The sequence below is a fragment of the Streptomyces sp. CBMA123 genome, from assembly GCF_014596465.1.
Taxonomy (GTDB): domain Bacteria; phylum Actinomycetota; class Actinomycetes; order Streptomycetales; family Streptomycetaceae; genus Kitasatospora.
Map to the genome: position 1 here is coordinate 1 of NZ_MECK01000257.1, position 23,339 is coordinate 23,339.

Annotated in this window: 20 protein-coding genes and 1 pseudogene; 15 read left to right on the top strand and 6 right to left on the bottom strand. The window is 70.6% G+C overall.

All coding sequences use genetic code 11. The annotated features are described in order from the left end of the window. The 3 genes and pseudogenes from BG452_RS25725 to BG452_RS25735 all read right to left on the bottom strand — a co-directional run. Window positions 1-463, bottom strand: a pseudogene (locus BG452_RS25725) (DUF2786 domain-containing protein); the annotation flags it as partial. A 90-nt stretch (window positions 464-553) separates the two neighbouring features. After that, the gene (locus BG452_RS25730) at window positions 554-2,170 is read right to left on the bottom strand and encodes a transporter (RefSeq protein ID WP_188306744.1); all 1,617 of its coding nucleotides are present in this window, start codon (window positions 2,168-2,170) and stop codon (window positions 554-556) included. After that, entirely contained in the window at window positions 2,167-2,991 is an 825-nt protein-coding gene (locus BG452_RS25735) for an ABC transporter ATP-binding protein (protein ID WP_188306745.1), read from the bottom strand. The genes BG452_RS25730 and BG452_RS25735 overlap by 4 nt, the downstream gene beginning before the upstream one ends. A 255-nt stretch (window positions 2,992-3,246) precedes the next feature. Between BG452_RS25735 and BG452_RS25740 the strand changes: the two genes are divergently transcribed. The 9 genes from BG452_RS25740 to BG452_RS25780 all read left to right on the top strand — a co-directional run bounded on the left by BG452_RS25740 (window position 3,247) and on the right by BG452_RS25780 (window position 14,241). Further along, a complete protein-coding gene (locus BG452_RS25740) occupies window positions 3,247-3,795 on the top strand; it encodes a DUF1707 and DUF4190 domain-containing protein (RefSeq protein WP_223242733.1) in 549 nt (182 codons plus the stop codon). A gap of 235 nt (window positions 3,796-4,030) precedes the next feature. After that, the gene (locus BG452_RS25745; protein ID WP_188306746.1) at window positions 4,031-5,632 is read left to right on the top strand and encodes a DUF2142 domain-containing protein; all 1,602 of its coding nucleotides are present in this window, start codon (window positions 4,031-4,033) and stop codon (window positions 5,630-5,632) included. Between the two features lie 378 nt (window positions 5,633-6,010). Then, complete coding sequence (gene rpsL / locus BG452_RS25750) at window positions 6,011-6,382, top strand: 30S ribosomal protein S12 (RefSeq protein ID WP_014144289.1); 372 nt, start codon at window positions 6,011-6,013, stop codon at window positions 6,380-6,382. 2 nt (window positions 6,383-6,384) lie between these two features. After that, the gene (rpsG, locus tag BG452_RS25755) at window positions 6,385-6,855 is read left to right on the top strand and encodes a 30S ribosomal protein S7 (protein WP_188306747.1); all 471 of its coding nucleotides are present in this window, start codon (window positions 6,385-6,387) and stop codon (window positions 6,853-6,855) included. A gap of 39 nt (window positions 6,856-6,894) precedes the next feature. Continuing rightward, the gene (gene fusA, locus BG452_RS25760; protein WP_188306748.1) at window positions 6,895-9,000 is read left to right on the top strand and encodes an elongation factor G; all 2,106 of its coding nucleotides are present in this window, start codon (window positions 6,895-6,897) and stop codon (window positions 8,998-9,000) included. 217 nt (window positions 9,001-9,217) lie between these two features. Further along, a complete protein-coding gene (gene tuf, locus BG452_RS25765; RefSeq protein WP_031063092.1) occupies window positions 9,218-10,411 on the top strand; it encodes an elongation factor Tu in 1,194 nt (397 codons plus the stop codon). 187 nt (window positions 10,412-10,598) lie between these two features. Next, a complete protein-coding gene (locus BG452_RS25770; protein WP_188306749.1) occupies window positions 10,599-12,668 on the top strand; it encodes a hypothetical protein in 2,070 nt (689 codons plus the stop codon). 191 nt (window positions 12,669-12,859) lie between these two features. Further along, window positions 12,860-13,819 carry a glycosyltransferase family 2 protein gene (locus BG452_RS25775; RefSeq protein WP_188306750.1) on the top strand — a complete coding sequence of 320 codons (960 nt, stop codon included), beginning with the start codon at window positions 12,860-12,862 and terminating at the stop codon, window positions 13,817-13,819. Beyond that, window positions 13,816-14,241 carry a GtrA family protein gene (locus BG452_RS25780; RefSeq protein ID WP_317621232.1) on the top strand — a complete coding sequence of 142 codons (426 nt, stop codon included), beginning with the start codon at window positions 13,816-13,818 and terminating at the stop codon, window positions 14,239-14,241. Before BG452_RS25775 ends, BG452_RS25780 begins: the two co-directional genes overlap by 4 nt. A 94-nt stretch (window positions 14,242-14,335) precedes the next feature. Here BG452_RS25780 and rfbC read toward each other — a convergent pair whose 3' ends face one another. Then, on the bottom strand, window positions 14,336-14,935 hold the full coding sequence (rfbC, locus tag BG452_RS25785; protein WP_188306751.1) for a dTDP-4-dehydrorhamnose 3,5-epimerase: 600 nt from the start codon (window positions 14,933-14,935) through the stop codon (window positions 14,336-14,338). Then, window positions 14,932-15,807 (bottom strand): glucose-1-phosphate thymidylyltransferase RfbA, encoded by an 876-nt coding sequence (gene rfbA / locus BG452_RS25790; protein ID WP_188306752.1) that lies wholly within the window; start codon window positions 15,805-15,807, stop codon window positions 14,932-14,934. Before rfbA ends, rfbC begins: the two co-directional genes overlap by 4 nt. An 83-nt stretch (window positions 15,808-15,890) precedes the next feature. Between rfbA and rfbB the strand changes: the two genes are divergently transcribed. From rfbB to BG452_RS25820, 6 genes are all read left to right on the top strand, one after another. Continuing rightward, complete coding sequence (gene rfbB, locus BG452_RS25795; protein WP_188306753.1) at window positions 15,891-16,868, top strand: dTDP-glucose 4,6-dehydratase; 978 nt, start codon at window positions 15,891-15,893, stop codon at window positions 16,866-16,868. Continuing rightward, entirely contained in the window at window positions 16,865-17,800 is a 936-nt protein-coding gene (gene rfbD, locus BG452_RS25800; protein WP_411293019.1) for a dTDP-4-dehydrorhamnose reductase, read from the top strand. The genes rfbB and rfbD overlap by 4 nt, the downstream gene beginning before the upstream one ends. Beyond that, window positions 17,797-19,128: a lipopolysaccharide biosynthesis protein gene (locus BG452_RS25805; RefSeq protein ID WP_188306754.1), complete on the top strand. Its 1,332-nt coding sequence runs from the start codon at window positions 17,797-17,799 to the stop codon at window positions 19,126-19,128. The genes rfbD and BG452_RS25805 overlap by 4 nt, the downstream gene beginning before the upstream one ends. Before the next feature lie 68 nt (window positions 19,129-19,196). Then, window positions 19,197-19,886 carry a glycosyltransferase family 2 protein gene (locus tag BG452_RS25810; RefSeq protein ID WP_317621234.1) on the top strand — a complete coding sequence of 230 codons (690 nt, stop codon included), beginning with the start codon at window positions 19,197-19,199 and terminating at the stop codon, window positions 19,884-19,886. After that, a complete protein-coding gene (locus BG452_RS25815; RefSeq protein WP_188306756.1) occupies window positions 19,883-20,281 on the top strand; it encodes a DUF2304 domain-containing protein in 399 nt (132 codons plus the stop codon). The genes BG452_RS25810 and BG452_RS25815 overlap by 4 nt, the downstream gene beginning before the upstream one ends. 5 nt (window positions 20,282-20,286) lie before the next feature. Beyond that, window positions 20,287-21,189 carry a glycosyltransferase family 2 protein gene (locus tag BG452_RS25820; RefSeq protein ID WP_188306757.1) on the top strand — a complete coding sequence of 301 codons (903 nt, stop codon included), beginning with the start codon at window positions 20,287-20,289 and terminating at the stop codon, window positions 21,187-21,189. 78 nt (window positions 21,190-21,267) lie between these two features. Here BG452_RS25820 and BG452_RS25825 read toward each other — a convergent pair whose 3' ends face one another. Beyond that, window positions 21,268-23,028, bottom strand: a complete 1,761-nt coding sequence (locus BG452_RS25825) for a hypothetical protein (protein ID WP_188306758.1) — start codon at window positions 23,026-23,028, stop codon at window positions 21,268-21,270. Between the last annotated feature and the right edge of the window lie 311 nt (window positions 23,029-23,339).

A 23,339-nucleotide genomic window follows, 5' to 3' on the forward strand; every position in this document is an offset into this window, starting at 1 on the left:
GCAGCTCCAGGAGGGCGGCGGCGAGCGCGAAGCGGTCCAGCCGGTGCCGGTGGGCGAAGGCGCCGAGGTACTGCTCGTCGGCCGGCCACCAGACCTCGGCCTCCAGTTCGCGCAGCTGCTCCTGCCAGCGCCGGTCCAGGCCCGCGTCGGGGTGGCGGCGGCCCTCGGCGGCGATCAGGTCCACCGCGAGTGCCAGGTGGACGGGCTTCAGCCCGCGCCGCACCACCCGCACCAGGTCGGCCGGGCGCCATCCGGCGGACCAGCAGCGGCCCACCGCGGTGTCCGCGTAGCCGAGCAGCGCCCGGCTGACGGCCGGCCACTGCCCGGCCGAGGCGGCCAGCAGCGAGGCCCCGGTGTCCAGGGCGAGGTCCAGTGCGTCGTCGGGGGCGGTGAGCACCGAGCGCACCGCCTGCTCCAGCAGCGGCCCGGCGTTCCCGTCGCCCTGCTGCGCGCGCTTGCCCACGGTGTGTCCCTGCTCTCCTCGACGGCCCGGGCTCTGCTCGACGGCCCGGCCCCTCCGGCCCATGATGCCGGAGGGGGCGAGGCGAAACGTCTACCGCTCGATGGCCTTGGCCATGATCTCCGGCACACGGTCCAGCAGCTTGGCGGCCGCCAGCCGGATGCCGAGGGTGGCGACCAGGGCGCCGTAGAGCGGGCCGAGCGGCAGCAGCGGCCAGGTCGGTCCGTCCGAGGTCAGCGCCCACAGCAGGTAGCCGCCGACCGGCAGGGCGAGCACCGCGACGCCGAGCATCGAGCCGAACTGGTTGAGCAGGATCAGCCCGCCCTGCCCGGGGGCGGCGTTGCGCATCGGGTTGCTGTCGGCCGGCATGGTGTACGGCGCGAGCACGCTGAACACCGAGCCGAGCGCGATGCCGCAGCCGAGCACCGCCAGCGCCAGGCCGATCGCGGACGGCAGCCCGGCCCAGTCGCCGGTGGCGGCGGCCAGCACCAGCCCGAGCACCAGCGCGACCGGGACGGCGTACGACAGCACCGCGTACGCCCGGCCGCGCAGCTCGTCCCGGGCGTCGGCCGGGGTGCGCAGGGTGGCGGCGACCATCCAGAACGCCGAGCCGTCCATGCCGAACAGGTTGAGCATCTGCAGCCCGAGGAAGCTCCCGGTCATCGCCAGCAGGTAGACGCTGGACCAGCCCTGGACCACCGACAGCAGGCAGATCACCAGGGTCATCCCGACGCTGGTGAACAGCGCGGCCTTGGCCCGGGGCTCGCGCCAGGCGTACCGCAGGTGGCGCTGCATCACCGCGCCGGTGCGGCCCTGGGGCAGGAAGCGCCAGCCGGGGGTGTTCTGCACCCCGCGGGCCACCTCCAGGGTGGAGGAGTCGGCGGTCACCATCAGCTGCTGCAGGCTGGCGCGCCACCAGCGCAGCAGCAGGACGAGCAGCACGGCGGCCGCGGCCAGCTGGAGCAGCGCCACGGCGTACTCGCCCTCGCCGACGCTGCGGGGGGCGTCCGCCGCGCTGATCGGCGGGATCCAGCGCAGCACCGCGGCGATCGGCTTGAGCGGGCTGAGGTCGAGGTCCTTGTCGTGCTGACGGCCGAAGATGCTCTGCGAGCCGACGTTGGCGGCCTGGACGAGCAGGGCGAAGGCCAGTCCGCCGAAGATCGCGAAGTCCTTGCCGCGCCGGCTGGAGAGCATCCGGGCGTTCCCGGCCGCGACCGCCCGGGACAGTGTGACCAGGCAGAGCAGCGCGAGCGGCACGGCGACCACCGCGGTGGCGGCCGAGGCGCCGCCGTTCGCGCCGGACAGCACCGCGCCGGTCACCAGCACCAGGCTGATCAGCGGGCCGGGCCCGATCAGCGCGGCCAGCAGGGAGCCGCGCAGCAGCGGGCCGGGCCGCAGCGGCAGCATGGTGAGCCTGGTCGGGTCGGAGCTCTCGTCGCTGGAGAACAGGAACAGCGGCAGTGCGGCCCAGCCCAGGGTGACCACGCCGAGCAGCATCACCCCGGTGTTCCCGGAGCCGGCGTAGCGCCCGTTCAGCATCGCCATGCCGAAGGCCAGGCCGGCCGCGAGGGCCAGGCCGAGGACGCCGCCGATGACGTACACGGCGGTCCGGCCGGGGCTGCGGCGCAGCCCGTTGCGCAGCAGTCGCAGCTTGAGGGCCACCAGGCCGCGGACCACCGTCCGCCCGTCGGGCACCGCGGCGGTCGTCACCGGGCGCTCCCGCCGCCGAGCCAGCCGAGGGCCTGGCCGTCGTCCTCGCGGACGCCGATCAGCTCCAGGAAGGCCTCGTGCAGGCTGCGGGCGCCGCGGACGGAGTCCAGCGGGCCCTGGGCGATCACCCGGCCCGCGTTGATCACGGCCACCCAGTCGCAGAGCTGCTCGACCAGTTCCATCACGTGGCTGGAGAAGACCACCGTGGAGCCGGCCGCCGCGTACCGCTTGAGCACGCCGCGGATGGTCTGGGCGGAGACCGGGTCGACGCCCTCGAAGGGCTCGTCCAGGAACAGCACGTCGGGGTTGTGCAGCAGCGCGGCGGCCAGGCCGATCTTCTTGCGCATGCCGGTGGAGTAGTCGGCGACCAGCTTGTCGGCGTCCCGGCCGAGGTCCAGGACGGCCAGCAGTTCCTCGGCGCGGCGGTCCACCTCGGTGGCGGGCAGGCCGCGCAGCCGGCCGGTGTACTGGAGCAGTTCGCGCCCGCTGAGCCGCTCGAACATCCGCAGGCCCTCGGGCAGGATGCCGATCCGGGCCTTGACCGTGACCGGGTCGGCCCACACGTCGGTGCCGTGCACCAGCACGGTGCCCTGGTCGGGCCGGAGCAGGCCGGTGATCATGGACAGCGTGGTGGTCTTGCCCGCGCCGTTCGGCCCGACCAGGCCGATGAACCCCCCGGCGGGCAGTTCCAGGCTGAGCCCGGCGACGGCGGCCTGGCCGCCGAAGTGCTTCCACAGTCCTTGGATGCTGACGGCGGACGGGGCGTCCGGTCCGGTGCGGCCGGTCGGGGTCGGTTCGGAGGGCGACGGTGCTGACGCCATGGCGGCCTTCTGTCTGTGGTCGTGGGCGGACGTACGGATGCTCGGGCGATTGCTCCGGAGCCCAGCGTGTCACCGCCCGTACGGGCTGTCGCCCGCTTTGAGCATCCCCTGAGCGTGTCCGCCGAACGGGTGGCGCGCCCGGCGGCCGGCCTCCGGCAGCTGCCGGTCCGATTCGGCAACTACTCAGTTCCGTTGTTCGTCCTGCACTATGAGGAACAGTGAGCGCGGGGGTGCCGTGGCGCCGGGAGGTGGCGGATGTCCGTTCAACCGTGGGGCGAGTCCCGTCCCGCCGATCGGTACGGCCAGGGGCCGGGGGTCGGCGGCTGGCAGCCCGCGCCGTCCCCGCAGGCGGCGATGCGGGCGAGCCATGCGGACCGGGACCGGACGGTGGACGTGCTGAAGGCCGGGTTCGCCGAGGGCCGGCTGTCCGCAGAGGAGTACGGGCAGCGCCACGAGGCCGCGGCCCGGGCGGTCACCTACGGCGAGCTGGCCGTGTTGGTGGCCGATCTGCCGTCCGGGCCGATGCCGGCGCCGGTCCAGGCCGCGCAGCCGGTCCCGGCGACGTTCCTGGCGCCGCCGCCGCCGTTGCCGCAGGCCCGGCCGACCAGCGTGCTGGCGGTGGTCTCCCTGGTGTGCAGCCTGACCTTCGTCATGGCGGTGCCCGCGGTGGTGACCGGCCACATCGCCCGCGCGCAGATCCGGGAGCGCAACATGGACGGGGACTGGGCGGCCGTCCTCGGGCTGGTGCTCGGCTACCTGGGCAGCTCGTTCTGGTTCCTGATGATCCTGCTGGCCTTCGCCTAGGGTCCGTCCTCGAACCCCGGGACCCGCCCGGTCCGCGGACCGCCGCCGTGGGTACGGTGTTCGCTCCCCGTCACCGGCTCGATCCGGTCCCGCCGTCGATGTCCACCCACCATCGACCGGCGGGGGAGTGCCTGCCGCGTCCGCACCGTCGATGTGACCGCGCAGAAGCCGACAGGGCATGATCAGGTGACGTGCCCCGTCCGACGAACCGAGCTGACCCGAAGGCCCACTCCAGATGATGATCACCGCAGTCAAGGGTCTTGCCGACCGGCTCGTCGCCTCGCCGAGGCGCCTGTGGGCCGTCGCGTTCGCGATCCTCTTCGCCCTGAGTGCGTCCTGGTCGCTCGCCACGCCGACCGGTGCGTCACCGGACGAGCACGCGCACCTCATCCGGGCGGCGGCCGTCGCCCGCGGTCAGCTCGAGGGCCGCGAGGTCATGGTCCCCCACATGGTGGCCTCCATCGAGGGGCGGTTCGCCGAGTCCGGCGTCGAGCTCCCGCCCATCTACCAGGCACTGAAGGACGTCAACGCCTGTTACGTCGGCCAGCCCCAGCAGTCGGCCTCCTGCGCCCCGGTGTTGAAGGACACACCCGGGACGACCCTGGTGACCACCGCGGCGGGCCGCTACCACCCGGCGTACTACTTCGCGGTGGGCTGGCCCAGCCTGTTCGTCCACGGCGAGGCGGCCTTCTCCCTGATGCGCCTGATGTCGGCGCTGATCTGCTCCGCGCTGGTGGCGAGCGCGGTGGTCTCCGCGGCGGAGTGGCGACGGCGTTCGTTCACCCTGCTCGGCGTGACCACCGCAGCCACCCCGATGGCGCTGTTCATGTTCGGTGTGGTCAACCCGAGCGGTCCGGAGATCGCCGCGGGCATCCTGGTCTGGAGCGCCGGGCTGCCGATGCTGATGAGCCCGGACCCCTACCTGCTGAACCGTCGGCTGGCCCGGCTGGGCGTGGGCGCGCTGGTGCTGATCGACATCCGGCCGCTGGGCCTGATCTGGTTCGGCGGGGCGCTGTTCTTCGCGCTGCTGCTGGCCAAGAAGGGCGCGGTGCGTGCGGTGGCGCGCCGGCGGTCCACCTGGTTCTGGGGCGCCGCGGCGGTGGTGGCGGCCGGGTCGGCGCTCCTCTGGGCGTCGAGCCATCCGGACAACTCGGTCATCAACACCCCGAGCGACCTGACCCCACGGGTCGCGGCCCGGGCAACGTTCGACAACGGCCTGCTGTACATGAAGCAAATGGTCGGCTACTTCGGCTGGTTGGACGCGCAGCCGCCGGCCGCGACGCTGCTGGTGTGGTGCTCCGTGGTGATCGCCCTGGCGCTGCTCGCACTGTGCTACGCCCGGTTCCGCGACACCCTGGCCGTCGTGGGGGTGCTGGTCGGGATCGTCGTGATCCCGATAGCGGCCCAGGCCGTCCAGGCGCGCCAGCTGGGCATGATCTGGCAGGGCCGCTACCTGCTGCCGTTCGCCGTGGGGCTGCCGATCATGTGTGCCGCGCTCTGCCACGAGCGGCTGCCGTGGGGCGGCTTCGCCTGGCGGCGGCTGCTGGTGCTCTCCGGCTTCTCGCTCGCCCTGGTCAATGCCGCCGCCTTCCTCTGGGCGCTGCGCCGCAACACGGTCGGCACCGAAGGGCCGCTGCTGATCAGCCCGGCCCACTGGTCGCCGCCCGGTGGCTGGGTGCTCTGGCTCGCGGTGTACACGGTGGCCGCGCTGGCGCTGGGGCTGTTCACCGCGGTGTCGGACAACCGGGCAGCCGCGGTGTCGCCGCCGCCGGGAGGCCCCGAGGGCCGCGCCGGGGAGGGCCGCGCCCGGCTCGCCGGGGCTCTGGGCGAGGCGTAGTGTTTGGCGGTGCGGGCGGTGCCCGGTTGTGGTAATGGCTCCGCCTCGCATCGATTTCCACCGCCTGTCCGGTGGGGAGCGTCACGACCTGCGGCGTTGCATTTGTTTTGACCGCGCCCCATGCGCTAGGTACGCTCTGACCTTGTGCCTGGGGTGTCCCCGGGTCCTTGTGCGTGCATGCACACCGGCCGCCGCGCCGAGCCGGAGCGCCTTCAGGCGCGCCGCGCGTTGAGCGCCGTCGCTGTACATCAGCCATGGGATTCCGTGTCGGAAAACGCCCAACACACCCGACCGCGTGGGTCGACCACGGGGTCGGGTGCAAGGGAGACACCGCAGGTTAGTTCCACCAAGCCTTGGCACACAGAAAACGGAGAAACGGTGCCTACGATCCAGCAGCTGGTCCGAAAGGGCCGGCAGGACAAGGTCGAGAAGAACAAGACTCCCGCGCTGAAGGGCTCCCCGCAGCGCCGTGGGGTCTGCACGCGTGTGTACACGACCACCCCGAAGAAGCCGAACTCGGCGCTTCGCAAGGTCGCCCGTGTGCGCCTCACCAGCGGGATCGAGGTCACCGCTTACATCCCGGGCGAGGGCCACAACCTGCAGGAGCACTCCATCGTGCTGGTGCGCGGTGGTCGTGTGAAGGACCTTCCTGGTGTCCGCTACAAGATCATCCGCGGTTCGCTTGACACCCAGGGTGTCAAGAACCGCAAGCAGGCTCGCAGCCGCTACGGCGCCAAGAAGGAGAAGTAAGAATGCCTCGTAAGGGCCCCGCCCCGAAGCGCCCGGTCATCATCGACCCGGTCTACGGCTCCCCGGTCGTCACCCAGCTGGTCAACAAGATCCTGCTGCACGGCAAGCGCTCCACCGCCGAGCGGATCGTCTACGGCGCCCTCGAGGGCGTTCGTGAGAAGACCGGCGCGGACCCGGTCGTCGCGCTGAAGCGCGCGCTGGAGAACGTCAAGCCGGCCCTCGAGGTCAAGTCCCGCCGTGTCGGTGGCGCGACCTACCAGGTTCCGGTCGAGGTCCGTCCGGGCCGCGCCAGCACCCTGGCGCTGCGCTGGATGGTCGGTTACTCCCGCGCCCGTCGCGAGAAGACCATGACCGAGCGCCTGATGAACGAGATCCTCGACGCCAGCAACGGCCTGGGCGCTTCCGTGAAGCGTCGCGAGGACACCCACAAGATGGCCGAGTCCAACAAGGCCTTCGCGCACTACCGCTGGTAGTCCGTACCCCGTCACTAGACAGAGAGAGAACGAGCCACCATGGCTGCAACCTCCCTTGACCTCGCCAGGGTCCGCAACATCGGGATCATGGCGCACATCGACGCGGGCAAGACCACCACCACCGAGCGGATCCTGTTCTACACCGGTGTCTCGTACAAGATCGGTGAGGTCCACGATGGCGCTGCCACCATGGACTGGATGGAGCAGGAGCAGGAGCGCGGCATCACGATCACGTCGGCCGCGACGACCTGTCACTGGACGGTCGACGGCGTCGACAACACCATCAACATCATCGACACCCCGGGCCACGTCGACTTCACCGTCGAGGTGGAGCGCTCGCTGCGTGTCCTCGACGGTGCCGTCACGGTGTTCGACGGTGTCGCCGGTGTCGAGCCCCAGTCCGAGACCGTGTGGCGGCAGGCTGACCGCTACGGCGTCCCGCGCATCTGCTTCATCAACAAGCTGGACCGCACGGGCGCGAACTTCTTCTTCTGCGTCGACACCATCGTGGAGCGCCTCGGCGCCACCCCGCTGGTGATGCAGCTGCCGATCGGTGCCGAGGCGGACTTCCAGGGCGTCGTCGACCTGGTCCGCATGAAGGCGCTGGTCTGGTCCACCGAGGCCGCCAAGGGCGAGATGTACGACATCGTCGACATCCCGGCCGAGCTGCAGGCGCAGGCGGACGAGTACCGCGAGCAGCTGATCGACACCGTCTCGAACGTCAGCGACGAGATCATGGAGCTCGCCCTGGAGGGCGAGGAGATCCCGGTCGAGCTGCTGCAGGACGCGATCCGCAAGGGCACCCTGAACTCGGACTTCACCCCGATCTTCTGTGGTACCGCCTTCAAGAACAAGGGCGTTCAGCCCCTGCTCGACGCGGTCGTCAAGTACCTGCCGTCGCCGCTGGACATCGAGTCCGTCGAGGGCACGAAGCCGAACGACCCGGAGACCAAGATCTCCCGCAAGGCTTCGGACGACGAGCCGCTGGCCGCGCTGGCGTTCAAGATCATGTCCGACCCGCACCTGGGCAAGCTCACCTTCGTCCGGATCTACTCCGGCCGCCTGGAGTCCGGCACCTCGGTGCTGAACGCCGTGAAGGGCAAGAAGGAGCGCATCGGCAAGATCTACCGCATGCACGCGAACAAGCGTGAGGAGATCGAGTCGGTGGGCGCCGGCGACATCGTCGCCGTCATGGGCCTGAAGCAGACCACCACCGGTGAGACGCTGTCCGACGAGAAGAACCCGGTCATCCTGGAGTCCATGGACTTCCCGGCCCCGGTCATCCGCGTCGCGATCGAGCCCAAGTCCAAGGGTGACCAGGAGAAGCTGGGTGTTGCCATCCAGCGTCTCGCCGAGGAGGACCCGTCCTTCCAGGTCAACACGGACGAGGAGACCGGCCAGACCATCATCGCGGGTATGGGCGAGCTGCACCTCGAGGTGCTGGTCGACCGTATGAAGCGTGAGTTCAAGGTCGAGGCCAACGTCGGCAAGCCGCAGGTCGCGTACCGCGAGACGATCCGTCAGGCCGTCGAGCGCATCGACTACACCCACAAGAAGCAGACCGGTGGTTCCGGTCAGTTCGCCAAGGTGCAGATCGCGATCGAGCCGCTCGAGCAGGCCGAGGGCTACGAGTTCGTCAACAAGGTCACCGGTGGCCGCGTGCCGCGGGAGTACATCCCGTCGGTCGACGCCGGTTGCCAGGAGGCCATGGAGTTCGGCATCCTCGCCGGCTACCCGCTCCAGGGTGTCCGCGTGAGCCTGCTCGACGGCCAGTCGCACGACGTCGACTCCTCCGAGCTCGCGTTCAAGATCGCCGGTTCGATGGCCTTCAAGGAAGGCGCGAGGAAGGCCAAGCCGGTTCTCCTCGAGCCGATGATGGCCGTCGAGGTCACCACGCCCGAGGACTACATGGGCGACGTGATCGGTGACATCAACTCTCGCCGTGGCCAGATCCGGTCCATGGACGAGCGTCACGGTGCCCGCGTCGTCGCGGCGCTGGTGCCCCTCTCCGAGATGTTCGGCTACGTCGGTGACCTGCGCAGCAAGACCTCTGGCCGCGCCAGCTACTCGATGCAGTTCGACTCGTACGCCGAGGTCCCCAAGGCCGTGGCCGAGGAGATCATCGCTAAGTCCAAGGGCGAGTAGGTCCGGCTCCGCCGGTCCGGAACCAGTCCGACATTCGGGCTGATTCCGACCCCTTAGGCTATGAGGAGGCGAACCGGGAGGATCCAGGCGGATCCTCCCGGGCCTCCGGCCCCCACCCGCGGGACGGTACGAGGTGCTCCGGCACCGCGGACCAAGCCCGATACAAGACCAACTGACGTCAGCACGGCGTACAGGATCTGTCCTCAGGAGGACTGCAGTGGCGAAGGCGAAGTTCGAGCGGACGAAGCCCCACGTCAACATCGGCACCATCGGTCACATTGACCACGGTAAGACGACCCTTACCGCGGCCATCACCAAGGTGCTGCACGACGCGTACCCGGAGATCAACCCCTTCACGCCGTTCGACCAGATCGACAAGGCGCCGGAGGAGCGGCAGCGCGGTATCACCATCTCGATCGCGCACGTCGAGTACCAGACCGAGGCGCGTCACTACGCCCACGTCGACTGCCCGGGTCACGCGGACTACATCAAGAACATGATCACCGGTGCGGCCCAGATGGACGGTGCGATCCTCGTCGTCGCCGCCACCGACGGCCCGATGCCGCAGACCAAGGAGCACGTCCTCCTGGCCCGCCAGGTCGGCGTCCCCTACATCGTCGTCGCCCTGAACAAGGCCGACATGGTGGACGACGAGGAGATCCTGGAGCTCGTCGAGCTCGAGGTCCGTGAGCTCCTCTCCGAGTACGAGTTCCCGGGCGACGACCTGCCGGTCGTCCGCGTCTCCGCGCTGAAGGCGCTGGAGGGCGACAAGGAGTGGGGCGAGAAGCTCCTCGGCCTGATGCACGCCGTCGACGAGAGCATCCCGACCCCGGCCCGCGCCGTGGACCAGCCGTTCCTGATGCCGATCGAGGACGTCTTCACGATCACCGGTCGTGGCACCGTCGTCACCGGTCGTATCGAGCGTGGCATCCTCAAGGTCAACGAGACTGTCGACATCATCGGCATCAAGGAGACCAAGACCACCACCACGGTCACCGGCATCGAGATGTTCCGCAAGCTGCTCGACGAGGGCCAGGCCGGTGAGAACGTCGGTCTGCTGCTCCGTGGCATCAAGCGCGAGGACGTCGAGCGCGGCCAGGTCATCATCAAGCCGGGTTCGGTTACCCCGCACACCGACTTCGAGGCCCAGTCCTACATCCTGTCGAAGGACGAGGGTGGCCGTCACACCCCGTTCTTCAACAACTACCGCCCGCAGTTCTACTTCCGTACCACGGACGTGACCGGCGTCGTGACCCTCCCCGAGGGCACCGAGATGGTCATGCCGGGCGACAACACCGCCATGACCGTCGCGCTGATCCAGCCGATCGCCATGGAGGAGGGCCTGAAGTTCGCCATCCGTGAGGGTGGTCGCACCGTCGGCGCCGGCCAGGTCACCAAGATCATCAAGTAATTTGATGCTCTGACGTCCCCGACGTCTGACCTTCGGTCGAGGAGGAGGGCTTGGTGAAGATCCCCGGATCTTCACCAAGCCCTCCTTCGTTGTGCAGAAAAGTCGTCAACTATGCTCGCGGCGTACGCCGGAGCGAAGCCGGGCGCGGGAGCGCGCCCCCTGTAGGGGATGGGATTTCGGGCTCTCGATGGACACTCTCCGCACCATGGCGGCCACCGCCTCGCCCGAGGAGGCCGCGCCGGGTGGCAGCCCCGGATCTCCGCCGCGCCCAGCGGGCAGACCGGCCCGCAGCCTGCCGTTCCTGGCCGGCGCGCTGCTCGCGTCCTGGCTGGTGCCCACCGCGCTGATCTCGGTCGGCCTCGGCTTCCTGGTCCTGCCGCTGCTGGTGCTGGCGGTCGCCGCGATCCTCCGGGTCGGCGGAGGGCTGCTCGACCGGCTGGTGGCGGCCGCCCTGGTCATCGCCGGCGGCGTGCTGGTGTTCGGTCTGCTGTTCTCGCTCTGGCCGTGGGGGATCGACCCCATCCCGACCTCCGGCGTGCTGTTCTCCGTGGTGGCCCTGACCGGCTGGCTGAGCCGCCGGGCGCCGAGGCTGCCGATGCGCTTCCGGCCCTCGGACCTGATGGTCGTCGGCACCGGCTACGTGATGTGGCACTACCTGCACAAGCCGTTGGTCGGCAAGGGGCCGGGCTGGCGGCTGGAGTTCCTCACCACCTCCGAGGACCGGCTCAACCACTTCTCCTACTTCGTCGGCATCGAGCACGTCGGCGGCTACAACTTCCTGCACCAGGAGGCCGCCAAGGCGTACATGATGTCCGGCGAGGGGGTGTACCCGCAGGGTTCGCACTTCCTGCTGGCCTGGATCGACTCGCTGTTCCGCTCCTCGGCGGACCTGGGGTCGCCGCTGGACACCATGAACCGCTACCTGCTCTACGTCCTGGCCGCCTACGCGCTGCTCGGCGTGGCGCTGGTCTGGGCGGCCCGCTGGATCGGTGGCCCGCGGCTGCGCGGCTGGCGCACCGCGGCGGTGTGCGGGACGGTCGCGGCCCTGGTGTTCTCCAGCAACTACACCGACCTGGTGACGCACGGCTTCGACTCGACGGTCATCGGCCTGCTGATGGTGGCCCTGCTGACCGCCTTCCTGGTCCGCCCCGCACTGCGGACGCCGGACTTCCTGGTGCTCGCCGCGGCCGGTCTGATCACCGTCACCTACGTCTACAACCTGTTCGGCGCCGTCGCCGGGGTCGGCGTGGTGGCCGCACTGTTGGTCCACCGGCGGCGCCTGCGCCGCTCGCGCTGGCTGCTGTACGCCCTCGCCGGGGTCCTCACGCTGGGCCTGGCCGCCCTGCCGAGCGTGGTTTCGGTGCTCTCCGACCTGGACGTCGCCAGCACGTCCAACCTGGGCGGGCCCAGTGTCGGGGCCGACCGGACGATCCTGGTCGGCGGCCTGCTGCTGGCCCTGCTGGCCGCGGCCGTGCCCGCCAACCGGCGCACCGGCACCGGGCAGGCGCACCTGGCGGTGGTGATCGGCACGGGCGCGGTGATCTGCGGCTTCGCCTGGTGGCAGATGCACACCATCGGGCACGTCTCGTACTACTTCGAGAAGCTGGCCGGCACCGGCGTGGTGGTCGCGCTGGTCTCGATCGGCGCGATCGGGCCGCTCCTGCGGGCCACCCCGCCCACCCGGGTCCCGGTGCTGCGGCGCCGGATCGGTGACGGCGTGCTCTCGGTGATCTCGGTGGCGACCGCGCTCAGCCTGTTCGCCGGGGTGCAGTGGGGGATGGAGTCCTTCAAGGCGGCTCCCACGGCCTGGCACCAGAACTCCCTGATGGCCTGGAGCCGGGGCGACTCCTGGAGCGACATCGGCCCGCGGGGCGGCGCCACCGTCCTGGGGGACCTCGACGGCATCCACGAGCCGATGATGGTGCTGTACTCCAACGACGACTACAAGAACCTGAAGTCCACCTGGGTGGCGGCCCTGCTGCGCGGGCGCGGCGGTGACATGCGGGCGCTCTACGAGACCCACTGGGTGAACATCGGCGCCGAGCCGCGCAAGGACGCGGAGCACGAGGCGGCGCTGGCCCACGTGAAGACGGCCGCGGAGAAGCTCGGCCAGCCGATGACCGTGGTGGTCGCCGACCGGGCCACCGGCGAGCGGCTGCGCAAGGAGCTGACCGGCTTCCAGCCGCGGGTCACCGTGGTCGAGAAGCCGGGCAACAACTGGACCGAGCCGTGGAACCGGAGTTTCCCCGGGGACTGATCAGGGACCCGGCGGTGCCGGAGTGACTGCAGGTGGGGGCACCGTCCGAGCCGGGCGGTGCCCCGTCCGTTCTCCGGCCTCCGGCGCCGTCGAACCGATCTCACCCCGCACTCATCGGACTCATCGGGGGCTCACAACCGGCTGCTATTGTCGCCACGATCCAGCCCCACAGCGGAAAGCGGGACCAATTCATGTCGACAGCGCCTCAGTTGTCGGTCGTCATGCCGATCTACAACGAGCAGGACGCGCTTCCGCTGACCGTCGAGCGGCTGCGGCCGATCCTCGACGGGCTCGGGGTCGACTACGAGGTGGTCGGCGTCGACGACGGCAGTACCGATGCCACTCCGGTGCTGATGCAGAAGATCCGGCAGGACTGGCCCCAGTTCCGGACCATCCGCTTCTCCCGCAACTCCGGCCACCAGGCCGCGCTCAAGGCGGGCCTGGACCGGGCGTTCGGCGACTACGTGGTGAGCATCGACGCGGACCTGCAGGACCCGCCGGAGAAGATCCCGGAGATGCTCGCGCTCGCCCGGGACGAGCAGCTCGACATCGTCTACGGCGTGCGCGGGGACCGCGGCAGCGACAGCTCCTTCAAGCGGCGCACGGCCGGCGCGTACTACTGGCTGATGCGCAAGCTCGTCGGCAAGCGGATGCCCAACCAGGCCGGCGACTACCGCCTGCTCAGCCGGGCGGCGGTGGATGCGCTCAAGGCGCTGCCCGAGCACCAGCCGGTCTACCGGCTCCTGGTGCCGTGGCTGGGCTTCCCCAGCGGCGAGGTGGTCTACGTCCGCGAGGAACGGGTGGCGGGCGCCACCCACTACCCGCTGGCCAAGATGGTGCGGCTCGCGCTGGACAGCATCACCAACTTCTCCGCCGCCCCGCTCCGGCTGGCCACCTACCTCGGCCTGGTGAGCTTCGTGGTCTGCATCGGGCTCGCGATCCACGCCACCGTCTCGTACGCGCTCGGGTCGACGGTGCCGGGCTGGTCCTCGCTGTTCATCGGGATGCTGTTCCTCGGCGGTGTGCAGCTGATCTGCGTCGGGCTGCTGGGGGAGTACGTCGGCCGGATCTACTCGGCGGTGCAAGACCGCCCGGCCTACTTCATCGGGTACGACTCGGCGGAGGACCACGAGCGGGACCCGGGCCGGTGACCTTGACCGAGGAGTCTGCCGAGCCCGCCCCGAAGACCCGGCGGCAACTGCCGTCCTTCCTGGTCATCGGCGTCCTGAGCACCCTCTTCTACCTGGGGCTGTTCGTCGCCGCGCGGTGGTTCACCAACCCGCAGGCGGCGAACCTGATCGCGCTGGCGGTCAGCGCGGTGGCCAATACGGCGGCCAACCGCCGCTTCACCTTCGGGGTCGTCGGCTCGAAGGGCATGGTCCGCGACCAACTGCAGGGCGCGGTGGCGTTCCTGATCGGGCTCGGCCTCAGCAGCGGTGCGCTGGCACTGCTCGACCTGGCGGTGCCGCACGCCTCCCGGATGGTCGAGGTGGCCGGGCTCGTCGTGGCGAACGGGCTGGCCACGCTGGCGCGGTTCGTCCTGCTCAAGCTGTGGGTGTTCCGGAACCGCTGAGCGGGGCCGGACCGGCGCGCCGCGCCGGTACCGCATGCGAAGGAGGGGGCGCGTGCCGATGCACGCGCCCCCTCCGGTCGGTCCCGGGTCGCCGTTACCGCACGTCGAGCGAGTCCGTGTAGGCCTTGCAGGCCTCGTAGGTCGGGAGCAGGCCGGAGGCGATGGCCTCCTTGAGGGAGGGCGCCGCCGCGTCGCGGGCGGAGAGCTGCGGAGCGTCGGCGGGCCACTCGATGCCGAGGTCCGGGTCCAGCGGGTGCACGCCGTGCTCGCCGGTCGGGTTGTACGTCGCCGAGCAGAGGTAGGTCAGCGTGGCGTCGTCGGTGAGCGCGCAGAAGCCGTGACCGAGGCCCTCGGCGATGTAGACGGCCTTGCGCTCGGTGTCGTCCAGGCGCACGCCCTCCCAGCGGCCGAAGGTCGGCGAGCCGACCCGCAGGTCCACGATGACGTCCAGCACCGCGCCGCGGGTGCAGGCCACGTACTTGGCCTGGCCGGGCGGGACGTCGGCGAAGTGGATGCCGCGCACGACGTCCTTCGCGGAGAGCGACAGGTTGGCCTGCGCCAGGTTCAGCGGGTGGCCGACCACCTCGGCGAGCAGGTCGAAGCGGTACCACTCGGTGAAGTGGCCGCGCGGGTCGCCGTGCACCTGCGGGGTGATCTCGAAGGCGCCCTCGATGGAGAGCTCACGGAACTTCACCGGCCCGCCGCCTCGTCCAGCAGCGCCACCAGGTACTGGCCGTAGCCGCTCTTCAGCAGCCGCTCGGCGAGCTCGCGCAGCTGCGCGTCGTCGATCAGGCCGGCCCGCCAGACCGCCTCCTCGATGCAGCCGATCTTGAAGCCCTGGCGCTCCTCGATGACCCGGACGAACTCCGACGCCTGCACCATCGAGACGAAGGTGCCGGTGTCCAGCCAGGCGGTGCCGCGGTCGAGGATGGTCACGTGGAGGTCGCCGGAGGTGAGGTACGCCTCGTTGACGGCGGTGATCTCCAGCTCGCCGCGGGCGCTCGGCTTCAGGCCGCGGGCGATCTCGACCACCCGGTTGTCGTAGAAGTACAGGCCGGGGACGGCGTACCGGGACTTGGGCTCGGTCGGCTTCTCCTCGATCGAGATGACCTGGCCGTCCTCGTCGAACTCGACCACGCCGTACGCCGTCGGGTCCGCCACGGGATAGGCGAAGACCCGGCCGCCCTTGGCGTCGGTGTGCTCCGAGAGCCGGGTGCCCAGGCCGCTGCCGTGGAAGATGTTGTCGCCGAGGATCAGCGCCACCGGCTCGTCGCCGATGAAGTCGGCGGCCAGCAGGAACGCCTGGGCGATGCCCTCGGGGCGCTCCTGGACGGCGTACTCCAGGCGGAGGCCGAGCTGGGAGCCGTCGCCCAGCAGGCGCTCGAACTGGTCCCGGTCGTTCGGGGTCGTGATGATCAGGATCTCGCTGATCCCCGCCATCACCAGGGTCGAGAGGGGGTAGTAGATCATCGGCTTGTCGAAGACCGGGAGGAGCTGCTTCGACACCGCTCGGGTCAGCGGCCAGAGCCGCGAGCCGGTGCCGCCGGCCAGAAGGATTCCACGCATGGAGTGCACCCTATTCGAGTCCGAAGGGGCGGGTGAGGCCCGGGTCGGCGGGTCTCCGGCGCGCCGGTAGACTACGGCGTATTATGCGCATCCTCGTGACCGGCGGTGCCGGCTTCATCGGTTCTGAATTCGTTCGCCAGCTTCTCGGCGCCGACTCCACTGACCAGATCACCGTCTTCGACAAGCTCACCTACTCGGGCGTCGAGGCCAACCTGGCACCGGTGGCGGGTCACAGCGGCTACTCCTTCGTCCGGGGGGACATCTGCGACGTCGACGCCGTCGACGCCGTGATGCCCGGCCACGACGTCGTGGTGCACTTCGCCGCCGAGTCCCACGTGGACCGGTCGATCGCTGGTGCCGGCCCGTTCGTGCTGACCAACGTCGTCGGCACCCAGGTCCTGCTGGACGCCGCCCGCAAGCACGGCGTGGGCCGCTTCGTCCACATCTCCACCGACGAGGTGTACGGCTCCATCAACGAGGGCTCCTGGACCGAGACCTGGCCGCTGGAGCCGAACTCCCCGTACTCGGCCTCCAAGGCCTCCTCCGACCTGCTCGCGCTGGCCTACCACCGCACCCACGGCATGGACGTCGTGGTGACGCGCTGCTCCAACAACTACGGGCACTACCAGTTCCCCGAGAAGGTCATCCCGCTCTTCACCACCAACCTGATCGACGGCAAGAAGGTCCCGCTGTACGGCGACGGCGGCAACGTCCGCGACTGGCTGCACGTCTCGGACCACTGCCGGGGCATCGAGCTGGTCATGCGCGGCGGCCGCGCCGGCGAGGTCTACAACATCGGCGGCGGCACCGAGGCGACCAACAAGGAGCTCACCGGCCTGCTGCTGGAGGCCGCCGGTGTCGGCTGGGAGATGGTCGAGCACGTCGCCGACCGCAAGGGCCACGACCTGCGCTACTCGATCGACATCAGCAAGATCCGCGAGGAGCTCGGCTACGAGCCGCAGGTCCGCTTCGAGGACGGCCTCGCCGCGACCATCGCCTGGTACCGCGAGAACCGCGCCTGGTGGGAGCCGCTGAAGCAGAAGGCGGCGCTGCAGAAGTGAGCGACACCTCCTCGGGCCGGGTCCGCTGGCTCGTCACCGGCGCCGCCGGCATGCTCGGCCAGGACCTGCTGACGGTCCTCGCCGGTGACCCGACGGCCGAAGTGACCGCCCTCGGCCGCGCCGACCTCGACATCACCGACGCGGAGGCCGTGCTGGCCGCTGTGGAGGGCCACGACATCGTGGTGAACTGCGCAGCCTGGACCGCGGTCGACGCGGCCGAGACCGAGGAGGAGGCCGCCACCGCCGTCAACGGCACCGGTGTGCGCCACCTCGCCGCCGCCTGCGCCAAGACCGGCGCCCGGATGCTCCAGGTGTCGACCGACTACGTGCTGCCCGGGGACGCCACCGAGCCGTACGCCGAGACCGCGCCGACCGGCCCGGTCAACGCGTACGGTCGCGGCAAGCTGGTCGGCGAGCAGGCCGTGGCGGAGCTGCTCCCGCAGCACGGCTACGTGGTGCGCACCGCCTGGCTGTACGGCGAGCACGGCAAGAACTTCGTCGCCACCATGCTGCGGCTCGCCGCCCAGCGCGAGACGCTGGATGTCGTCGACGACCAGCAGGGCCAGCCGACCTGGTCGCTGGCCCTGGCCCGGCAGCTCGTGGAGCTCGGCACCGCCGCGCTCGCCGGGCGCGCCCCGGCCGGGGTCTACCACGGCACCGCGGCCGGCCGGACGACCTGGTGCGGACTGGCGCGCGAGGCCTACCGGCTGAGCGGCCTCGCCCCGGAGCGGATCCGTCCGACCACCTCCGCGGCGTACGTCACGCCCGCCGCCCGGCCCGCGTTCAGCGTGCTGGGCCACGACCGGTGGGCCGCGGCGGGCCTCAACCCGCAGCCGGACTGGCGCGAGCAACTCGCCGAGGCGCTCGGTACCCCCGTGTTCACCGAGTTGGCTGCCACGGCTCGGGCGATCGAGAGCGACAGACTGCAGTGAGGAATCCGCTGGCCAAGGTAGCCGCCGCGCTGCCGCCGGGAACCCTGGCGGTGGCGGGCGGCACTGTCGTGCTGGGCGCGGCTTCGTACATCCACCTCGGTGTGGCGGGCCACAGCCTCTCGGTCGACGACATGGCGAACGTGTCCCTGCTGTGGACCATCGTGATGTCCGTCGGCATCGGCGTCTTCTTCCCGATCGAGCAGGAGCTGACCCGGATCGTCGCGGCCCGCGCCGCGCTCGGGCACGGTGCCGCCCCGGTGCTGCGCCGCGCCACCCTGCTGACCGCCGGGATCCTCGCCACCGTGCTGCTGGCGCTCGGGATCGGAGCCCGGCCGATCGCCGACGCCATGTTCCACGGGGACCGCTCGCTGGTGCTGGCACTGGGCGGCGCCTTCCTCGGCATGGCGGTCTGCTACCTCACCCGCGGTGTGCTGGCCGGCCTCGGCCGGTTCGGCGCGTACGGCACTCAGCTGGGCATCGACGGCGGCCTGCGGATCGGGCTCGCCGCGGGCGCCGCGGTCGGCGGGGTGCACTCGGCGCTGGCCTTCAGCCTGATCCTGGCCGTCGCACCGGTCGCGGCCACCCTGCTGACCCTGCCGCCGCTGTTCCGGGCCGTCCGGCCCGGCCCACGGGTGCCGTGGTCGGAGCTCTGCTCCGGGCTCGGCCTGCTGATCTGCTCGACCCTGCTCTCCCAGGTCGTGGTGAACGCCGCCGTGGTGAGCACCAAGCTGCTCGCTCCCTCGAACTCCGCCCTGATCGCCGCGCTGCTCAACGCGCTGGTGCTGGCCCGAGTCCCGCTGTTCGTGTTCGGATCGCTCCAGGCCTCGTTGCTGAGCGGGCTGTCCTCGGCGATCGCGGTCGGCGACCGTGCGGCCTTCACCGGTATGCTCCGCCGGATCGGCCTCGTGGTCGGCGGCCTCGGCGTGCTCGGCGGGATCCCGGCGGTGGCACTCGGCCCCTGGCTGATCCAGGTGCTCTTCAGCGCCAAGCCGGTGCTCGGCTGCCTGGACTTCTTCTGGATGTCCGCCGGCACCGTGGCGTACATGTTCGCGATGGTGCTCGGTCAGGCGCTGATGGTATTCAAGCGTCACAACCTGCAGTTGCTCTGTTGGGCGGTCGGCACCGCGTTCCTCGCCGGCGTCACCTTCCTGCCCGGCGACGTGGCCACCCGCGTGGTCGTGGCCTACACGGCAGGATCGGTGGTCACGGTGCTCGGTATGCTGGCTGCGCTCAGGCGCAGCTTCCCCGGTTCGACGGCGACCGACACCGTGCGGAGCACATCGGAGCAGGCCGCACCCTCCGCGACTGCCGGGGTGGTCGGCGAATGACCGCACCGCCCCGCAACATACAGATTGCCGCGCACGAGCGCGGGAGACACCCCGAACATGGAGCCCCCGTGTCCCAGTACGACGACGTCTGGCTGGTGATCCCGGCCTACAACGAAGGTCAGGTGATCGCTGACGTTGTGGAGGGAGCGCGCAAGACGTTCCCGAACATCGTTGTGGTCGATGACGGCAGTGCGGACGACTCCGCCAAGCACATCATGACGACGGGCGCCCACCTGGTGCGGCACCCGGTCAACCTCGGTCAAGGCGCCGCGCTGCAGACCGGCCTCGCCTACGCGCTCGCCCAGCCGGGGGCCAAGTACTTCGCCACCTTCGACGCGGACGGCCAGCACCAGACGGCCGACGTCGAGAAGATGGTCGCCCTGCTCCGCACGGGCGAGGCGGACGTGGTCCTCGGTTCGCGCTTCATCGAGCAGAACGGCCAGGTGCCGTGGATCAAGCGCGTGGTGCTGAGGACCGCCGCGACGGTCAGCCCAACGGCGCGCAAGCTCAAGCTCACCGACTCGCACAACGGCCTGCGCGTGCTCAACCGTGAGGCCGCGAGCCGGATCCGGATCACCATGAACGGCATGGCCCACGCCTCGGAGATCGTCGGCTTCCTGGCCGGCGCCGACCTCCGGGTGGCCGAACTCCCGGTGGACATCCTCTACACCGACTACTCACGCGCCAAGGGTCAGTCCCTGATCAACGGCGTCAACATCATCTTCGACATCTCGCTTCGGGAGCGTGGCCGCCGATGAACTACTTCTGGATCCAGCTGGTGCTGATCGTGGGTGCGGTCACCCTCGCGTTCATGTTCATCCGGCGCTGGGACGCGGCCAACACCCGGGCGTGGAAGCGCATCGCGTTCTCCGTCTTCGTGATCGCGAACATCTACGCGATCCTGCGTCCGAGCGATGTCACCTGGGTGGCCCACAAGTTCGGCGTCGGCCGCGGCACCGACCTGGTGCTGTACGTCATGGTCCTGGCCATGGGCTTCCTGACCTTGAACACCTTCCTGCGGTTCCGCTCGCTGGAGAAGAAGATCACCGATCTGGCCCGCACCGTCGCGATCAACGAGGGTGCCCGGCTGAACGGGGAGCGCTTCGACCTGGACCTGCCGGTCTCCGCCCCGGTGAAGAGCGACGGAGCCTGAGCCCCATGGCCACCTTCGAGTTCATGCTGCCGTACTACGGCGACGTGGCGTTGATGCAGGCCGCGGTGCGCAGCATCCTGGGACAGACCGACCCGGACTTCCGGATGACCGTCATCGACGACGGCAAGGAGCCGGACGTCCCGGGCTGGTTCGCCGAACTCGGCGACGACCGGGTCAGCTACCTGCGCAACGAGCAGAACCTGGGGATCACCAAGAACTTCCAGAAGTGCGTGGAGCTGTCGACTGCGGACCACGTGGTGATCATGGGTTGCGACGACCTGCTGCACCCGCACTACCTGGAGACCGTCCGGTCGATTCTGGCGGCCAACCCCGGCCTGGGCATGGTCCAGCCGGGCGTCGAGGTCATCGACGGGGACGGCGTGGTCAGCTCGGGCCTGGCCGACAACGTGAAGGGCAAGCTGTACGCCCCGAACGTCAGCGGCCGGCGCCTGATGGGCGGCGAGGAACTCGCGGCCAGCGTGCTGCGCGGCAATTGGCTGTACTTCCCGTCGATCTGCTGGCGCGGCGACGCTCTGCGTGCGGTCAGCTTCCGCGACGAGTACTCGGTGATCCAGGACCTGGCCCTGGTGGTCGACCTGCTGGAGCGGGGCGAGTCGATGATGATCGACAACACCACGGTCGTCTTCCAGTACCGCCGCCACGCGGTCAGCGAGTCATCGGTGCAGGCTTTCTCGGGCACCCGTTTCACCGAGGCGGAACGCTACTTCAACGCGGTGGCCGAGCGCATGGACAGCCGTGGCTGGCCGAAGGCCGCCCGCGCGGCCCGGGTCCGCAGCGCCTCCCGCTTCCACGCGCTCACGATGCTCCCCGGCGCGCTGCGTCGCGGTCAGACGGCCGGCGTCAAGGTACTGGCCAAGCACGCGTTCACCGCGGGGCAGCGGCACTGACGCGCGGCCCCGCGCTCACGTGAAGGAGCCCGGTCCCCTGCTCAGCAGGGGACCGGGCTCCTTCCGTTGCGCGGCGGGTCAGCCCGCCGACAGGGTCGTCAGCACGCTCCGGAGCGCGCCGGAGGCCTTCGGGCGGGTGGGGAACGGGCTGTTCGGGGAGCAGCCCAGCGTGCCCTGGTCCGGGCCCTGGACGAGCCGTCCGGACAGGTCGCCCGGCTTGGAGCACTTGTTGTTCGGCGCGTACGCGGAGCAGTGCCCGTTGAGGCTCTCGGTCGTCTGCGAGGCCAGGGCGAGGTGGCCGGTGTCGGTCTGCGTGGTGGGCATGAAGCGGTCGGCGGTGGCGGAGCCGGCCATCCCGTACAGCAGGCCGAGGGCGCAGAGCGCGCCCGTGGCGACCGCGCGCGGGGTCAACCGGGGGAGCACGCGGACCGGCGCGATCTCGGCGGCCGCGTCGCGCCGGGCGCCGAACCGCTGGGCGGCCAGGTAGCAGGCGAGGCCGACGAGCACGAGCGTGCAGTACAGCAGCTGGGCGCTGGTGCGGGGGTAGAGCATGACGGCCTGGTCGCGCTCCATGTGGGAGGCGTACCAGTACCGCATGAGCAGGGCGCTGGCCGCGCAGGCGGCGGTCACCAGGACGGAGGCGCGGTTGATGCCGAGCGCCAGGGCGAAGCCGAGGCCGGCGAGCAGGACGACGGAGAACAGTCCGACCCCGCCCAGCTCACCGGGGATCGGCCAGGTGCTCCAGGCGTCCGTGCCGGGGAGGTCGTCCCGCCACATCGCGAAGTACGTCGGTTCGACGTAGGTGTCGAAGTAGCAGTACCGGTCGACGGTGGATCCGGCCGAGCCGAGCATCCGCACCAGGTAGCTGCCGGCCACCGCGAGGAAGACCACGGTGGTCGCCGCGAGGGTGGTCCCGGCCGTGGCCAGCGCCCGGGTCCCGCCGTCCTTCCAGACCCGGACGAGGAGGATCGCGGCCAGCACGATCACGCCGAGCGCCGACCAGACGAACCAGCCGGAGTAGAGGATGAACATCAGGCCGACGGCCAGGCCGAGGCCGGCGCCCTGAGCCGCGGCGCGGCGGCGGGGGAGTTCCTTGGAGTGCTGGAGCAGCTGGACGAGCTTGCCGAGGACCGGCACCAGCGCCACCAGGACCAGGGTGGTGTACGGCTTGTAGGGCTGCATCATCGGCAGCGACGCGGTGACACCGATGCCCAGCGCCCACAGCGGCGGCAGCAGCAGCCGCCACGCCAGGTAGGCGACCGGGCCGAGCAGCCCGGTGAAGAGCAGGGAGAGCAGCTTCATCGCGTAGCCGACGTCGCCCCCGGTGAAGGCCTCGGCGGTCCAGGCGACCAGGTGCGGGAACATCGGCGGGTAGGCGCCGTCGAGGGGCCTGCCGTGCATGAGGGCTCCGGCCCACGCCTGGAGCGTGCCGGAGTCGCCGCCCTGGGCGTACAGCGGCCAGAAGGTGTCGCGCAGGGCGAGCGAGACGCCGGCCGCGACGACGCCGGAGGCGAGCCCGGCGACGGCTGCCGCCGCGAACCGCAGCGGGGTCTGCGGCCAGCGGCGCATCGCCGGGAGGCAGACCACCAGGACGAGGCCGAGCAGCAGCACCAGCTGGAGCTGCAGTGCGGCCAGGCCGCTGACCTGGCCGATCCGGGACATCGGGTCGAGGTGGACGAACCGTGCGAGGCCGGTCATCAGCAGGCTCGCGGCCAGTGCGACCAGGCCTTCGAGGACCCAGAGCAGGAAGCCGTTGCGGACCGGTCCGCGCGAGCCCTGGCGCCGTACGGGACCTCGTATGTGGTCGGCCGGAGGAGCCGCGGTCTGGAGGCTGGTCACTGGGTGGTCCTTCGGAGCCGGGCGTGGACGGTGGGCGGACGGTGCCGAGCGTCCGGGACCGGTCGCTCAACTGCTCGACCGATTCTGCCAGGGGCACGGATGCCGCTTTCCCCCGGATCGGACACATGTGCGGATATCCGGTGGAGGCGGCAGTCGACTGTGATCAAACCGTTGGAATGAACTCCGACGGGGGTCGGGGGAGCGCGGATTCCTTGGGCGGCACGCCCGTTGGGGCTCACCGGAGCGAGGTAGTGTCTCCAAGGCGCCGGGTGCCCGGAACAGCCCTGTGGAGTCCGCAGTCCTACGGAAGT

Coding starts and splice junctions, on each gene's coding strand:
- BG452_RS25735 (WP_188306745.1), bottom strand. CDS start 2,991: ATGGCGTCAGCACCGTCGCCCTCCGAACCGACCCCGACCGGCCGCACC.
- BG452_RS25775 (WP_188306750.1), top strand. CDS start 12,860: ATGTCGACAGCGCCTCAGTTGTCGGTCGTCATGCCGATCTACAACGAG.
- rfbB (WP_188306753.1), top strand. CDS start 15,891: ATGCGCATCCTCGTGACCGGCGGTGCCGGCTTCATCGGTTCTGAATTC.
- BG452_RS25815 (WP_188306756.1), top strand. CDS start 19,883: ATGAACTACTTCTGGATCCAGCTGGTGCTGATCGTGGGTGCGGTCACC.
- rfbA (WP_188306752.1), bottom strand. CDS start 15,807: ATGCGTGGAATCCTTCTGGCCGGCGGCACCGGCTCGCGGCTCTGGCCG.
- BG452_RS25770 (WP_188306749.1), top strand. CDS start 10,599: ATGGACACTCTCCGCACCATGGCGGCCACCGCCTCGCCCGAGGAGGCC.
- fusA (WP_188306748.1), top strand. CDS start 6,895: ATGGCTGCAACCTCCCTTGACCTCGCCAGGGTCCGCAACATCGGGATC.
- BG452_RS25745 (WP_188306746.1), top strand. CDS start 4,031: ATGATGATCACCGCAGTCAAGGGTCTTGCCGACCGGCTCGTCGCCTCG.
- BG452_RS25740 (WP_223242733.1), top strand. CDS start 3,247: ATGTCCGTTCAACCGTGGGGCGAGTCCCGTCCCGCCGATCGGTACGGC.
- rpsG (WP_188306747.1), top strand. CDS start 6,385: ATGCCTCGTAAGGGCCCCGCCCCGAAGCGCCCGGTCATCATCGACCCG.
- BG452_RS25820 (WP_188306757.1), top strand. CDS start 20,287: ATGGCCACCTTCGAGTTCATGCTGCCGTACTACGGCGACGTGGCGTTG.